The sequence below is a fragment of the Gilliamella sp. B2772 genome (assembly GCF_026536985.1).
GTDB lineage: Bacteria > Pseudomonadota > Gammaproteobacteria > Enterobacterales > Orbaceae > Gilliamella > Gilliamella apicola_E.
In genome coordinates, this window is record NZ_JAFNNB010000002.1 from 395,055 (window position 1) to 409,730 (window position 14,676).

The following is a 14,676-nucleotide window of genomic DNA, read 5'->3' on the forward strand; positions in this document are numbered from 1 at the left end:
TACCAAATTTTAAAGATTTGTAATTGCAATATATTTAATTAAAACAGTAATTAACCAATTAATAGTCAGATCCTTTTTAGATCATATTTACGAAAGCTAACGTAATTGAGTGAAAAAAAGTGTTGCATCGTGTTTTTCCAATCACTATACTTTTTACACGGTTTTAGTTAAGAAACTAAAATTTAATGTAAAAGTATAAAATTTCAAATAAATCATAAAATTACTTGACAGGATTGTCGCAAATGTTTTATAATTTCCAACAGGCAACAGGCAACAGGCAACTTGGCTAACCTCTAATTTAAATTCGTCTAAGTTCAGCTTCCAACGTTCATTTTACACCGAGATTTATTTTTCCACGCAATTATGTGGAATTCTGCGAATTATCGCGCGATCCGCTTTTCGATCCTCTTATTCTTTTAAATTATCTTGGTGGATTCTTTTAGGTTCGGTTATTTTACATCCTTTTTCTAGCTTCGCATTAACTTCACAGACTACAAAAAATCCGATTCAAGGTAGCGCACCTTATTTAACCTTTGATGGTGGTCGTACTCGTGTGGTTGATACTGATGCTTTGCTTGGGATTACGTTATCTAATGGTGTTAAATATACGCCTTCAACTAATACTTCCGTTACAACGCCAATCGTGTTGCCTGTTGCGGGTCAAAGTTTTGCTGATATTGATATGTTGGTTCCTGCTTATACTAATTCAGTCGCTTTAAGCTCTCTTATCGGCCCACCTTATAATTATTGGGGAGATGATGATGGTGATACTGACGTTACCGCTACTGGTAGTTTAAGTTTATCTATCGTTGATAAAAATAATCAACCTGTCACGCGTCATACTGTTCCAGATATTTGCAAGGCGCCTTATCAGGTTAAATTAGCTAGCACTGACGGCACATTAAGTACTCGTTATGGCGTTCCAAGTAGTCGTATTTTCAGCGCAAGTAATGTTACTTATTATATCAATCCACAAGCAGGGGCTGTGGTTTGTTTTGCTAGGCCTAACTTAAGATATTTAATTATTGAGAATGAATATCATTATTTTAATCACGTATCTGGTCCTGCTTCTATTTGGAACCCTGCTAAGGGCTTTTTACTTCAATCAATTACGCCGTCATCTTATGGTTTAAATTTTCCAACTACTGGCACTAACAATTTGTATTTTGACTTAGACATTGCTGGTAGTAATCAGGCTTTATCTTGGGCTCCTGTCTCGCATGATGGCATCACTGCTACTATGACTAGTTCTACAGCGACAGGTGTACGCGTCACTTTAACCGGTCCGGTTTTAACTAAATCCCGATGGAATTCTAGCAATTTTGCTGTTGAGATTCCTGCAATTAAGCCGCCTACATTGCCACAAACATTCGAGTTAGTCGGTCGCGATAATAGTGGTAAAGCTGTCATTAAATATGGTTTTGTATTAAAGCAGTGGTTTTATCCTTCTAACCAAGCTTATACTTATGATAAAGCATCATCTATCTGTAGTGATCAACGTTTACGTTTAGCTACGGTTAAAGATTTAACTAATGCTTCTTGTAATGGGATAAATTCTCGTAGTGAGTGTAAAGGTGCCGTCGGCGCAATACCTTCATCACCTAATAATTACTTTCAGCGTATAATTGGTGCAGGATTGTTTAGTGAGTGGGGCTCAACGCACTCATATAATAACATCGGTTTTTTTGACCTCAGTTACTACTGGACTAGTGATGGAATAATGCCTCCTTTAAAAGGCCGTAAATCATCAATAACTCCTACTCAGAACCGTAAATTTGCCGTTAGTCCGAGAAATGGTTCGATAACACGTTTTTCCATTAAGAGTTCTAGTCCCATGCTCTGTGTCTCGCCTTAGCCTTTTTAATTTCTTGAAAGAGGGAATAGGGGAAGGAACTATAGCGTTAAAAAGTGTAGTTTAGTCATATAGTTAATGATGAAATGCGATTTTGTAGAGATGCTTGAACTACCTGATATGAGGATTAATTTCTAGACGTTTTGAAGAAAAAAGTTAAGGAGCGGGGTTTTTCAGTCATTGATCTGACTAAAATTAATCCAATCTTTTTATCAATAATAAAATAGCATGGTTAATAATTAGTTAATCGTTAATCTATAATGTGTTGAGACAAAATCCGCCCCTGATTGGGGCGGTTGAATTATTTACCGGTTAAGAATAGTTTAAGTGAAGGATTTTCTGTTTCGTTATTAAAACCGTAATCCAATTCAGTTAAATGTTTGGTAAAGGTGCTGTGGCTGGCGTTGTCGATTTCAAAGGCGGCTAGCACGCGACCATAATCGGTGCCGTGGCTACGGTAATGGAACATTGAGATATTCCAATTGGTACCCAAGGTTTGTAAGAATTTGAGTAGTGCGCCTTGTGATTCAGGGAATTCAAAGCTGTAGACTTGTTCATTAATCGGTTGGCACGGTTTGCCTCCAATCATGTAACGGACATGCAGTTTTGCCATTTCGTCATCGGTTAGATCAACAACTTGATAACCGGCTGCGGTCAGTTCTTGCATGATTTCGTCTTTTTCGTTGCTTTTGGCAATTTTAACGCCAACAAACACGCAAGCTGATTTGTCGTCATGATAACGGTAGTTGAATTCGGTCACAGCACGACCACCGAGCAGTTGGCAGAATTTGAGGAAGCTGCCTTTTTGTTCTGGAATCGTGACCGCTAACAGGACTTCGCGTTTTTCGCCTAGCTCGCAACGTTCTGATACATAGCGTAGATTGTGGAAGTTCAAGTTAGCGCCGGATAGAATATGGGCTAAGTTTTCGCCACAGATGTTGTTTTGTTCAACATATTTTTTCATTCCCGCTAACGCCACTGCGCCAGACGGTTCGGCAATGGCGCGCACATCATCAAATAGATCTTTAACGGCGGCACAAATTTCGTCACTATCGACAGTGATTATGTCGTCGATATATTGTTGGCAAAGTCTAAATGTTTCGTCACCAATTCGTTTAACCGCGACGCCTTCAGCAAATAAGCCCACGCGATCAAGGTCAACGGGATGACCAGCAATGAGTGCTGCTTTTAGGCAGGCATCGTCTTCAGGTTCAACCGCAATGACTTTAATTGATGGCATGATTTGTTTGATTAATACGGCAATACCGGCTGCAAGCCCTCCACCCCCAACGGGGACAAAGATGCGGTCAAGTTTGGCATTTTGTTGCAGTAGTTCCATGGCGATACTGCCTTGCCCTGCTATGACAAGGGGATGGTCGAAAGGGGGAATAAATATACGGTTTTGTTCTTTGGCTAATTCCATTGCTTTGGCTTTGGCTTCATCAAAGTTGGCTCCATAAAGTAGCACTTCTCCACCAAATCCTTTTACCGCTTCGACTTTAATATCTGCTGTGGTTAATGGCATGACAATGAGGGAATTGATGCCTAATTTTGTGGCTGAAAACGCGACACCTTGCGCATGGTTGCCGGCTGATGCAGCAATCACGCCACATTTACGTTCTTCCGGCGTTAGGCTGGCAATCATGGCTTGCGCGCCCCGTATTTTGAAGCTGTGAACGAGTTGGCGATCTTCTCGCTTAACAAACACTTGGTTTTTTAGGCGAGAGGAGATTTTTTCCATATGTTCTAGTGGTGTCACTTGAGCGACATCGTATACCGCACTACATAGCGTGGCTTTTAGATAATCAGCGCCGGTTAGTTTGTTATTATTCACGTTAACCACCTAATTTACTTTTATCACGCACCGCACCTTTGTCAGCACTGGTTGCTAAGCTTGCATAAGCTTTTAGTGCGTATGAGACATAACGGTTACGGTTATGAGGTGTAAAGGCTTTATCACCGCGAGTGAGTTCAGCTACGCGACGACGTTCTAATTCATCTTCAGGTACGAGGATGTTTAATTTTCGATTTGGGATGTCGATATCGACAATATCTCCATCTCGAACTAAACCAATCACGCCACCGTTGGCGGCTTCTGGCGATATGTGACCAATGGATAAGCCTGATGAACCACCAGAGAATCGACCATCGGTAATTAATGCACAAGCTTTGCCAAGACCCATTGATTTTAGGTAGCTGGTTGGGTAGAGCATCTCTTGCATCCCTGGTCCACCTTTTGGTCCTTCATAGATGATGACGACTACATCACCTTCAACGACTCGTCCACCTAAGATTGCATCAACCGCATCTTCTTGGCTTTCATAGACTTTAGCTGGGCCACGGAAGACTAAATTTTCAGCTGCAACACTTGCCGTTTTAACGATTGCGCCATCTTCGGCTACGTTACCGTATAGGGTTGCTAGTCCGCCATCTTGGCTATAAGCATGTGCTTTGTCGCGGATACAGCCGTTTTGGCGATCGTCATCAAGCGTATCCCAGTAACAATCTTGTGAGAAAGCTTTGGTAGTGCGAATACCTGCTGGGCCACTGCGATACATTTTTTTGACTTCTTCGTCAGTGGTTTGGGTGATGTCGTATTTTGCAAACGTTTCTTGTAAGTTTAGACCAAGCACGTTGTGGACATTGCGGTTAAGTAATCCTGCTTTGTCCAGCTCTGATAATATGGAGACGACACCACCAGCGCGATGCACATCTTCCATATGATAGATAGCTGTACTTGGCGCTACTTTGCATAGGTGAGGGACTTTGCGTGATAGTCGGTCAATGTCTGACATGGTGAAGTCGATTTCACCTTCTTGTGCAGTAGCAAGTAAGTGCAATACGGTATTGGTTGACCCCCCCATGGCAATATCGAGCGACATGGCATTTTCGTAGGCCGCTTTGGTGGCTATTGATCGCGGTAAGTACGAATCATCATCCTGTTCATAATAACTTTTGGTGATTTCAACAATGCGTTTAGCGGCATTTAAGAAGAGTTTTTCACGTTGTTTGTGTGTCGCAACCAGTGAACCATTACCCGGCAATGATAAACCTAATGCTTCGGTTAAGCAGTTCATTGAGTTAGCAGTAAACATGCCTGAGCATGATCCGCAAGTTGGACAAGCCGATTGTTCAATTGCTTCACTATCAGCATCACTAACATTTGGATTGGCACTTTGGATCATGGCATCAACCAAGTCGAGTTTGATGATTTTATCAGATAGTTTGGTTTTACCCGCTTCCATCGGTCCGCCTGATACAAATATAGTTGGGATGTTTAGACGTAGTGACGCCATTAACATGCCGGGGGTGATTTTGTCACAGTTTGATATGCAGATCATGGCATCGGCGCAATGGGCGTTAACCATGTATTCAACGGAATCGGCAATCAGTTCTCGTGAGGGTAGTGAGTAAAGCATACCGCCATGCCCCATGGCGATACCGTCATCGACAGCAATTGTGTTAAATTCTTTGGCAATGCCACCACACGCTTCAATTTCTTTTGCTACCAGTTGACCAATATCTTTTAAGTGAACATGACCCGGTACAAATTGTGTGAATGAGTTAACCACCGCGATAATGGGTTTACCAAAGTCTTCATTTTTTACGCCTGTTGCACGCCATAAAGCGCGGGCGCCCGCCATGTTGCGACCTTCAACCGAGGTTGCTGAACGATATCTAGGCATTTGTTGCTCCCAATTTTTTTATGCAAGCGACCGATTTCTTTCGGTACGTATTTCTATGATTAATAAATCGTTAAATAATGACGACACCGCAGTTTTTGCTGCGGTGTATTTATTTTATTTAATTGGATCTAACCAACCGTATTTGTCTTCAGTTTTGCCATTAAATAATCCGAAGAATGTTTGTTGGATTTTCTTCGTGATTGGGCCACAACGACCAATACCAACTTGGATTCGGTCAACACTACGTACTGGTGTGATTTCGGCAGCGGTACCGGTCATAAATACTTCATCAGCTAGATAGAGTGATTCACGTGATAGAGTTTGTTCACGTACTTCAATGCCTAGATCATGTGCAAGTTTGATGATTGCATCACGGGTGATACCAGGTAGTGCTGATGATGATAGTAATGGGGTAAATAATATGCCATCTTTGACGATAAATAAGTTTTCGCCAGAACCTTCAGAAAGCTGACCGTTTACGTCTAATGCGATGCCTTCTTGGAAGCCATTAGCTCGCGCTTCTGATCCGATAAGAAGTGATGATAAGTAGTTACCACCCGCTTTAGCTGCTGCTGGGATAGTGTTTGGTGCAAAACGGTTCCATGATGATACCATTGCGTCAATACCTTGTTCTAACGCATCTTCACCAAGGTAGGCTCCCCATGGGAATGCTGCAATCATGACATCAGTTTTGTAACCAGCAGGAGGAATGACGCCCATACCCACATCACCAATAAAGACTAATGGGCGAATGTATGCACTTTTTAGGTTATTTTTTTTGATGACTTGGCGAGTTGCTTCCATGATCTCTTCAAGAGAATAAGGGACAGGAAAACGATAAATTTTGGCTGAGTTTAGTAAGCGTTGTGCGTGTTCTTTATGGCGAAAAATTGCTGGGCCGTTGTTAGTTTCATAACAACGAACACCTTCAAATACTGAAGTTCCATAGTGTAGGGCGTGTGACATTACGTGTATTTTTGCATCAGCCCATGGAACCATTTCGCCATTTAGCCAAATATAATCAGATTTTGCTGTAGTACCCATTTTTTGTTTTCCTCTTAAATTTACTTTTATTAAGCATGTATTTTGCTTTTATTAATTTGTGCATTATACATAACTTTGTTTAACTGCTATAGTTTATTAATTTAATTTGTCTTTTTTACAAAAGAATCTATTTGTTCTTTACTACGCTACCGTTATCACATCCTCCAATTTGGTAATTTGGTTTTGCAGTGACGATAGCGTTCGTTCGGTTGTTAATGTCAGTGTCAAGGTGAATAATTGATTGTCAATTGATTGCATTTGCATCTGTTCGATATGGCCTCCACGGTGGCGAACAACGCGTAAAATGCGTTCAAGTGAACCCAATTTATCATTGGCAGTTATGGTAAATTGATGTGTCGCTTTTTGATTCATCACTTACTCCTTGTTACTTTTATCTAACATGTTTTCGTTTGCCGCGCCCGGTGGTACCAGTGGCCATACGTTTTCTAGCTCATCGATACATACGTGCAGTAGATAAGCACCTTTCGAATTGAATAAGTTATCGAGTGCGCCTTCGATTTCCGATTTTTTGCTGATGGTTTGCCCTGGTATATCAAAGGCTTTGGCTAGCATTAAAAAGTCGGGGTTATCTGATAAGTTGGTTTCACTATATCTTTCATTAAAAAATAGCTCTTGCCATTGCCTTACCATGCCTAGGCGTTGGTTATCAATAAGAACGATTTTGACGGGTAATTTTTTGCGTTTAATCGTTGTTAATTCTTGTACATTCATCATGAATGAGCCGTCACCCGATACGCAAATTACCATGTCGTTTGGTCTAGACATTTGTGCGCCAACTGCCGCTGGTAATCCAAAGCCCATAGTGCCAAGCCCACTTGAGGTAATAAAGTTTTGTGGGTGGGTAAAGGACATGTGTTGCGCTGTCCACATTTGGTGCTGACCTACGTCGGTGGTGATGACGGTGTTAGCTGGTTTGCGCTCAGAAATGCGTTTGAGCAGTGCTGGCGCATAAATGGCGTCACCCGGATGATCATAACGTGTTGGATGCTGGGCTTTCAGTTGTTTTATTTTGTTATGCCAGTCATCAATTGAGACCGTTTGGTTAAGCATCGGTAATACGTGTTTAATATCACCTTGTAAACCTAAATGGGTTTGGCGTAGTTTGTTGATTTCGGACTGATCAATATCGACATGGATCACTTTTGCATGTTTAGCAAATTCGTTAAGTTTGCCAGTAACGCGGTCGTCAAATCTAACCCCTAAAGCGATCAGTAAGTCACACTCTTGTACGGCTAAGTTAGCCGCTTTGGCGCCGTGCATCCCGATAAGTCCTAAGTAATAAGGGTTGTTAAGGTCAGCAACGCCAAGCCCTTTTAAGGTCGATACGCTAGGAATTTGGGTTAGCGTCATAAATTCGCGTAGTTCATTGATAGCACCAGAAAGCCCAACACCGCCACCAATATAGAGCATCGGTTTTTTGGCTTGGCTGATCATTTGTTTGGCTTGTTTTATCTCATCAGGTGAGATTGGGTAGAGTTGAGCATTATCAGAAGGCGTTTTTATGGATGTTGGCGTTAAATAGGTTTGGTAATCATGGTCGGCAAGCTGGATATCTTTCGGGATGTCAATTAATATTGGTCCCGGCCTGCCCGAATTGGCTAAGTTGAAGGCCTCTTGTAAGGTATTTGGCAACTGGGTGGCATCATCTATTAAATAACTATGTTTGGTGCACGCTAAAGATAATCCTAAAACGTCAACTTCTTGGAAGGCATCAGTGCCTATAAGTGTCGTTGGAACTTGGCCGGTTAGTGCGATAATTGGTACAGAATCAATTAATGCATCCGCAAGGCCGGTAATTATATTGGTTGCACCGGGGCCTGATGTGGCAATGCAAACGCCAATTTTGCCGGTGGCACGGGCATAACCAATGGCTGCCATGGCTGCGCCTTGTTCGTGACGGCAAAGTACGTGTTCAATTCCGCCATCATAAAGCGCATCGTATAGAGGCATAATTTGACCACCAGGATATCCAAAAACGGTAGTAATGCCTTTTTCTTTTAAGGTTTTTACAATCCACTGTGTTCCTAACATTCATTCCTCACTTTTTGCTTAGCCATTTGTTCAAAAAAAAACCCCCGCTTTTTTGTGGCGGGGGTTTTGAAATATGACGACCATATATTTAACTCAAAAGACGCCCCCGCGTTGGAATAATGACCACGCTAATGTTAATGAGGACGACGATGAGTGAAAAGTTCATTTGTAATTATTTCGTTAATTTTTTAAAAATATTTATCCAAAATACTCGTTTTAAAAAAAAGTGCAACAATTTTTTTGTTGTTTTTTTAAAAAGCATCATCAATTCATTTATATGTTCGTTAAAAAAAGTTGAGGAGCGGGGTTTTTGATGATTTAAATAGGATTGTTTTGGCTTTTTAATGAAGGTTGGTGTATAACTATTCTTCATCTTCCCTAAATTGTTTTGAGCATTTTTTAACTCTTTATTCATAATTACTATTTATTACGTTATGTGAGATATCATTATGAAAATATTTAAATTGCTAGCTTTTTTTGTAGTGAGTTTTTTGCTGTTAAGTTGTGATAATGCTAAAAAAAATACCCCAGTTGAAAATGATTCCCTTGCAGCAATACAAAATTCGATGATTGAGCCTATGAAAAAAGCCTTACCCATTGAGGTTGATGAGTTAACGACTTTGGTTGGCGTTGAGAAGGATAAGGATCGTAATATCATCAATTATCAATATGATGTTAAAAATACGCCAGAGCATACGATGTTGTTACCCAGTACGCTCGATACGATTCGCCAAGCACTTTTTACTGCTTATTGTGAAAATACGGAGGATATGCAACAATTGAAAACGGCGTTCCCGGATGGGGCATACTATCATTATTTTATTGATAATAAAGAGATTGTTGTGGTTGAATTAACGCCAGCTGATTGTCAGACAAAAGGTAGTCGGCAATAGCTTCTATTGATTATGGATGAGTGAAGAATGATAACAATTATTTTTTTATTGCTGCAATTAAGTTTTGAGTATTCACAGTATAGCGATAAAGGGATTGATAAGCTTGTGGACACTATTGGTACTGAAAAAACCCAGAGATTAGTACAACTCATCGATGAATATCCTGATAAAAAGCACCTAGATTACGATAATAAGACTGATGAGTCAGATTATTATAGAGAGGCTGCCATCAGCGTAGTTAAAAAAATCTTACCCATCACTTTAGATGAATACACAACTTTATCCGATGTTAACGCTGAAGGTAATGTTGTCGTTTATAAATATGAAATTAATGGGATCACTCCAGACGAATTTCTTTTACCCGATATTAGGGAATTGGTTACAAAGGCTATTGTTGAATCTTATTGTTCCGATTCACCTCAAATACGTAAATTGAAGAAATATTTTAATGAGGGGGCTAAATATACGTATTACATTGATGGTAAAAGAATTCTTATTGTGGATGTTACGACTGATTGTTCTTTCAAAAAATAGCTATCATTAATTCTGCATTACTAGCTTAATGTATATTTATTTGTTACACTGTGTTTGGTGTTTAATTTTTCACCCATAATGGTTTTAGCATTTGTTGTTTTTGTCCTCGCTAAACCATCCAAGTAAGTTATTTTTCTCGTTATCAATGATTTTTATTTTTCACAGTATAATTAATTGAATTAATTAAGTATTTTAAAGATATAAAATATACTCGACAATAGGATTTTGTGATTATTAATTGATTCTATTATGTTAAATTTGAATTTAAATGCATGTTTAACTTAGGAGAATATTATATGAGTAAGCATAATCCAAAATATTTTCATGATAAATTTCCTAAACAAAAACAAAATCCTCCTGGTTTGCAATATGAGATGAAACCAGTTCCAGATTGTGGTGAGGAAAGTTATCAAGGTCATCAACGTTTAGAAGGTCTAAAAATGTTGGTGACCGGTGGTGATTCAGGTATTGGACGCGCAGCAGCTATTGCGTATGCAAGAGAAGGTGCTGATGTTGCAATTAATTATTTACCAGCAGAACAAAAAGATGCCGAAGATGTGGCTAAAATCATTGAGTCTGCGGGTCGAAAGGCTGTGCTTATCCCTGGTGATTTAAGCGATGAGTCATTTTGTAAAAAATTAGTTGAAGAAGCGCATAAAAAATTAGGTGGACTTGATAATTTAACCTTGGTGGCTGGTAAGCAAACTGCGGTAGAAGATATTATGCATTTGTCTACTGAGCAAATCAAAAAAACGTTTGAAATTAATGTGTTTTCACTATTTTGGGTAACCAAAGCGGCATTAGGTTATTTAAAATCTGGCTCGACGATTATTACCACTTCTTCTGTGCAAGCTTATCAGCCAAGTGGCAATTTGTTGGATTATGCTTCAACCAAGACAGCGATTATTGCATTTACTCGTGGCTTATCTGCTCAATTAGGTAGTAAAGGTATTCGGGTAAATAGTGTGGCGCCAGGTCCGGTTTGGACACCGTTACAAATTTGTGGTGGTCAGCCAAGCGAGGCGATTCCTGAGTTTGGTAAACAGACTCCATTACAACGTGCAGGACAACCGGTTGAACTTGCGGGTGTTTATGTGCATTTGGCATCGGAAGAGTCAAGCTATACCACTGGTGAAGTTTATGGTGTTACTGGCGGTATGCATATCAATTAATTTGAGGTAAACATGATTTAGAAAGGGCTTTTTAAGCCCTTTTTTTATATATCGCTATTCTAATGCTTTGCCTTTGGTTTCTGGTATTAAGAATATAAAGGCGGCAGCGGATAATAAGTAAGCGCCTGATAGTAGTGCTAATGCATAACTGATTGAGTAGATGGTTGCTAAGTAAGCAATCAGTACTTGCGATACGCCAGCAATCCCACGACCGACGTTAAAAATAATGTTTTCAGCACTTGAGCGCGCATCAGTCGTGTAGTGTTCAGCTAGTAATGCACCATATCCACCCATCATGCCGTTCACAAAAAAGCCAATCACTGAGCCAAATAAAATTAAAATGGCAACCTCTTTTTGTTGGAAGTAGAACCAGATTGATACGGCGGAAATCAATAAAAATACGATATATGAAGGTCGGCGTCCAAATTTGTCACATAACCAACCAAAAATTAAGATCCCTAATGACATGCCGATAGTTGTTGAGATAGTCCAAAACATGGTGTTTTTGAAAGGTAAGTGATATTCAGAAGCGATCATGTTTGGCATCCAAACCATTATGCCATAAAAGCCAAAATTTTGTACTGCGCAGGCAATGGTTAATCCGATAGTTGTTGCGGTGATTCTCGGGTTTTTAAATAGTTTGCCTATGGCAATTTTGTTTTTATTTTGGTCTTTTAGATTTTGCCAGATTTCAGGCTCTTTAAGGCCTTTACGCGTCCAAGCAACAAATAGCGCTGGTAATACTCCCATCGCAAATGCCCAGCGCCATCCGTGTGCTTCACCAATAAAATTGACAGTTAGTGTTGCAAGGATGATACCGGCTTGGAAGCCTAGTGCGACAATTGAGGTTGCCCTTGAGCGCTTGTGCTTTGGCCAGCTTTCCGAAACTAGCGTCATGCCGATACCAAATTCACCACCTAGACCCAGTCCACTTAGAAAACGAAAAATGAGGAAGCATTCATAATTAGGTGAGATAGCACAAAGACCGGTGAATAATGAGAAGATTAGGATTGTCCATGAAAATACTCTGACTCGTCCATATTTATCAGCAAGAATTCCAAAAAAGATTCCGCCTAATACGGCCCCTAATAATGTGCCTGACGTCAAGGTGCCAAGGTCAGCATTAGTTAGGTTGAAGGTGACGGCAATTAGGCTAAAACATACACCTAAAATCATCATATCTAAGCCATCTAATGCATAACCTACTGTTGATGCAAATAGGGTTCGTTTTTGATAGGGGGTAGTTTGTTCACTTTCAGCGTGCTCGGCCTGGTTTACGTTAGTGTTCATGTTTACCTCAAGTTATTTATAATGGATAAGCATTTATTATTAAATGAAGGCGGGAATTCAAAACGGGGGCAAGTATATACTTAAAAATGATAAAAATCCAAATGAAAAGCCGAAATTCGTGGGTTTTATTCTGTTTATTTCTATTTTGGCGAAATTATTCGACTAATTCTGATAAATATCTAATTTTTGAGACAAATTAGCCGATAATTTCACCATTTTGTGGTTTTTTCGATGACTTTTTTAGTCAATAGTTTTTGAGCGAAATTTATTCTTCGTCAAAATACCAGTAACCAAGATTAACAAATTTCAACATGACATTTAGGGTTTGTTCATCTTGTAATTGTTCGTAGTAAAGTACATCGGTTTCACATAATAGGTCGATGGTTTCCATGGGGAGTGGTATTTTTTTACCGTTGATATAAGCCGTATCCTCTATTTTTACAATACGTATACTTGGTACACGATAGAGTTCAGCGCCAGATTTTAGGATTTCTTCAAATTCATCTAGCTCATATGAGGGATCAACTGGGATGATGTTGAGATCATGCATAGGAATAGTGATGTGTTTACCAAACCAGTCATTGAATAAGTCTGGGTTTTTGATAAGGTCGATCATTTGTCCTTGTAGTTTTTCTAATTCATATGGTTGGATTCGATAAGGATCATTTGGTAATTTTAAGTCTGGGTCTTGATAGAAGATGCCATTGGGTAAGTTATCAATCACATAATCAGCAAAACCACTGAGTAGTTCTTGTGATGTTTGAGTTCTAAATCCTACGGAGTAGCTGAGCGATTCTCCAATTGATACCCCATTATGTGGAAAGCCAATTGGAATATATAAAATATCACCCGCAGTGATTTCTTCATCAATAATTGGCTCATAATCTTCTACATGCAGTAGCGCTTTGTGAGCACTGAACTGTTTGTAATTAGGATTACGATCACCAACCTGCCAACGACGGCAACCTTTGCCTTGGATAATAAAGACATCATAATTATCAATATGAGGTCCAACGCCTGCACCTTGTGTGGCATAGGAGATCATTAGGTCTTCAAATTGCCATTGAGGAATACATTTGAATGGTTCAACTAATGTGGCTGCTTGTTCATGCCAATGGTCAACTGCTTGTACAAGGAGGCTCCAATGGTCTTGACCTAGGTGACTATAATCGATAAATGGACCGTAGGCGGCGTCCCATATGCCGTTTTTGTTAGTAACGATTCGGCTTTCAATTTCTTCTTCCATGGCAAGGCCAGCTAGTTCTTCTGGGGTGATTGGATCGATAAAGTGGCTAAAAGCATCACGCAAGATGACCGGCTTTTTTTGCCAATAATTGGTTAAAAAATCATCCCAATCGATAGTTAATTTGTTACTCATTGAATGCCCCTTGTAAATTAAATAATTGACAAAAGTTAGTGGTTGTTTGTTTTGCAATTTTTTCTAGAGATACGCCTTTTAATGCCGCCAAGTAATTAGCCACTTCCCGAACATAAGCGGGTTGGTTTTCTTTCCCGCGATAAGGAACGGGGGCTAAATAAGGCGAATCAGTTTCAATCAATATGCGATCTAATGGAACATATCTTGCTACTTCTCGTAACGGTTCGGCATTTTTAAAGGTAATGATGCCAGAAAATGAGATATAAAAGCCAATATCTAATAAGGCTTTGGCCGTATCAATATCTTCAGTAAAGCAATGTAGTACACCGGAATAAACTTGCTCTTCTTTTAGGAGTTTTAGGGTGTCTTGCTTGGCATTCCGAGTGTGAACAATAATCGGTTTTTTTAGTTGCTTGCCTAATTTTATATGTTCAATAAAGTTGGCTTGTTGCAATTCAATATTATCTTGTTGGTAGTAATAATCCAAACCTGTTTCACCTAAAGCGATAACATTGTCTTCTTGAGCAAGGCGAGCAAAACGTTCGGCATCGTAGGGCTCATCATCCAAATTGAGTGGGTGAATTCCACATGAAAATGAGCACTGTTTTTGGTATGGCATGAGCATTGTTTTCATCGATTCATAGCCTGAAAGTGTGGTTGCCACGCTTAGGCAATGTTTCACCTCGTTGTTTTGTGCTTCTTGCAATACGCTATCAATCGATTTGTTTGTATAGTCCAAACTGTCTAGATGACAGTGCGAATCAATTAGAAACAT

13 protein-coding genes are annotated in these 14,676 nt (G+C 39.8%); 4 read left to right on the forward strand and 9 right to left on the reverse strand.

The genetic code is table 11. The annotated features are described in order from the left end of the window. Positions 1-553 precede the first annotated feature (553 nt). Complete coding sequence (locus tag J3T98_RS07025) at positions 554-1,855, forward strand: hypothetical protein (RefSeq protein WP_267331727.1); 1,302 nt, start codon at positions 554-556, stop codon at positions 1,853-1,855. A 298-nt stretch (positions 1,856-2,153) separates the two neighbouring features. On the opposite strand, the gene ilvA is transcribed toward J3T98_RS07025, so the two are convergent. The 6 genes from ilvA to J3T98_RS07055 all read right to left on the reverse strand — a co-directional run bounded on the left by ilvA (position 2,154) and on the right by J3T98_RS07055 (position 9,049). Further along, a complete protein-coding gene (gene ilvA, locus J3T98_RS07030) occupies positions 2,154-3,695 on the reverse strand; it encodes a threonine ammonia-lyase, biosynthetic (protein ID WP_267331726.1) in 1,542 nt (513 codons plus the stop codon). Further along, positions 3,688-5,538 (reverse strand): dihydroxy-acid dehydratase, encoded by a 1,851-nt coding sequence (ilvD, locus tag J3T98_RS07035; RefSeq protein WP_065733774.1) that lies wholly within the window; start codon positions 5,536-5,538, stop codon positions 3,688-3,690. Before ilvD ends, ilvA begins: the two co-directional genes overlap by 8 nt. Before the next feature lie 114 nt (positions 5,539-5,652). Beyond that, a complete protein-coding gene (locus J3T98_RS07040) occupies positions 5,653-6,582 on the reverse strand; it encodes a branched-chain amino acid transaminase (RefSeq protein ID WP_065563394.1) in 930 nt (309 codons plus the stop codon). Positions 6,583-6,723: 141 nt separating this feature from the next. Next, positions 6,724-6,954: an acetolactate synthase 2 small subunit gene (gene ilvM / locus J3T98_RS07045; protein ID WP_065563395.1), complete on the reverse strand. Its 231-nt coding sequence runs from the start codon at positions 6,952-6,954 to the stop codon at positions 6,724-6,726. A 3-nt stretch (positions 6,955-6,957) separates the two neighbouring features. Then, positions 6,958-8,634: an acetolactate synthase 2 catalytic subunit gene (gene ilvG / locus J3T98_RS07050; RefSeq protein WP_267331725.1), complete on the reverse strand. Its 1,677-nt coding sequence runs from the start codon at positions 8,632-8,634 to the stop codon at positions 6,958-6,960. A gap of 172 nt (positions 8,635-8,806) precedes the next feature. Further along, positions 8,807-9,049: a hypothetical protein gene (locus J3T98_RS07055; protein WP_267362480.1), complete on the reverse strand. Its 243-nt coding sequence runs from the start codon at positions 9,047-9,049 to the stop codon at positions 8,807-8,809. Between the two features lie 34 nt (positions 9,050-9,083). On the opposite strand from J3T98_RS07055, the gene J3T98_RS07060 reads away from it, so the two are divergent. From J3T98_RS07060 to J3T98_RS07070, 3 genes are all read left to right on the forward strand, one after another. Continuing rightward, on the forward strand, positions 9,084-9,527 hold the full coding sequence (locus J3T98_RS07060) for a hypothetical protein (RefSeq protein WP_065733778.1): 444 nt from the start codon (positions 9,084-9,086) through the stop codon (positions 9,525-9,527). 27 nt (positions 9,528-9,554) lie between these two features. Then, positions 9,555-10,061: a hypothetical protein gene (locus J3T98_RS07065; protein ID WP_267362481.1), complete on the forward strand. Its 507-nt coding sequence runs from the start codon at positions 9,555-9,557 to the stop codon at positions 10,059-10,061. Between the two features lie 296 nt (positions 10,062-10,357). Continuing rightward, positions 10,358-11,233: an SDR family oxidoreductase gene (locus J3T98_RS07070; RefSeq protein ID WP_220225784.1), complete on the forward strand. Its 876-nt coding sequence runs from the start codon at positions 10,358-10,360 to the stop codon at positions 11,231-11,233. Positions 11,234-11,287: 54 nt separating this feature from the next. Here the strand turns inward: J3T98_RS07070 and J3T98_RS07075 are convergent, their stop codons facing one another. The 3 genes from J3T98_RS07075 to J3T98_RS07085 all read right to left on the reverse strand — a co-directional run bounded on the left by J3T98_RS07075 (position 11,288) and on the right by J3T98_RS07085 (position 14,676). Then, a complete protein-coding gene (locus J3T98_RS07075) occupies positions 11,288-12,523 on the reverse strand; it encodes an MFS transporter (protein ID WP_065563400.1) in 1,236 nt (411 codons plus the stop codon). A gap of 265 nt (positions 12,524-12,788) precedes the next feature. Next, positions 12,789-13,901, reverse strand: a complete 1,113-nt coding sequence (locus J3T98_RS07080) for a cupin domain-containing protein (protein WP_267331722.1) — start codon at positions 13,899-13,901, stop codon at positions 12,789-12,791. Beyond that, positions 13,894-14,676 (reverse strand): YchF/TatD family DNA exonuclease, encoded by a 783-nt coding sequence (locus J3T98_RS07085; RefSeq protein ID WP_267331721.1) that lies wholly within the window; start codon positions 14,674-14,676, stop codon positions 13,894-13,896. The genes J3T98_RS07080 and J3T98_RS07085 overlap by 8 nt, the downstream gene beginning before the upstream one ends.

Bases quoted from the DNA above. Each gene is read 5' to 3' on its own strand.
- J3T98_RS07040 (WP_065563394.1), bottom strand. From the start codon at position 6,582: ATGGGTACTACAGCAAAATCTGATTATATTTGGCTAAATGGCGAAATG.
- ilvG (WP_267331725.1), bottom strand. From the start codon at position 8,634: ATGTTAGGAACACAGTGGATTGTAAAAACCTTAAAAGAAAAAGGCATT.
- J3T98_RS07080 (WP_267331722.1), bottom strand. From the start codon at position 13,901: ATGAGTAACAAATTAACTATCGATTGGGATGATTTTTTAACCAATTAT.
- J3T98_RS07075 (WP_065563400.1), bottom strand. From the start codon at position 12,523: ATGAACACTAACGTAAACCAGGCCGAGCACGCTGAAAGTGAACAAACT.
- J3T98_RS07055 (WP_267362480.1), bottom strand. From the start codon at position 9,049: ATGAATAAAGAGTTAAAAAATGCTCAAAACAATTTAGGGAAGATGAAG.
- ilvM (WP_065563395.1), bottom strand. From the start codon at position 6,954: ATGAATCAAAAAGCGACACATCAATTTACCATAACTGCCAATGATAAA.
- J3T98_RS07085 (WP_267331721.1), bottom strand. From the start codon at position 14,676: ATGTTTCTAATTGATTCGCACTGTCATCTAGACAGTTTGGACTATACA.
- J3T98_RS07065 (WP_267362481.1), top strand. From the start codon at position 9,555: ATGATAACAATTATTTTTTTATTGCTGCAATTAAGTTTTGAGTATTCA.
- J3T98_RS07070 (WP_220225784.1), top strand. From the start codon at position 10,358: ATGAGTAAGCATAATCCAAAATATTTTCATGATAAATTTCCTAAACAA.
- ilvD (WP_065733774.1), bottom strand. From the start codon at position 5,538: ATGCCTAGATATCGTTCAGCAACCTCGGTTGAAGGTCGCAACATGGCG.
- J3T98_RS07060 (WP_065733778.1), top strand. From the start codon at position 9,084: ATGAAAATATTTAAATTGCTAGCTTTTTTTGTAGTGAGTTTTTTGCTG.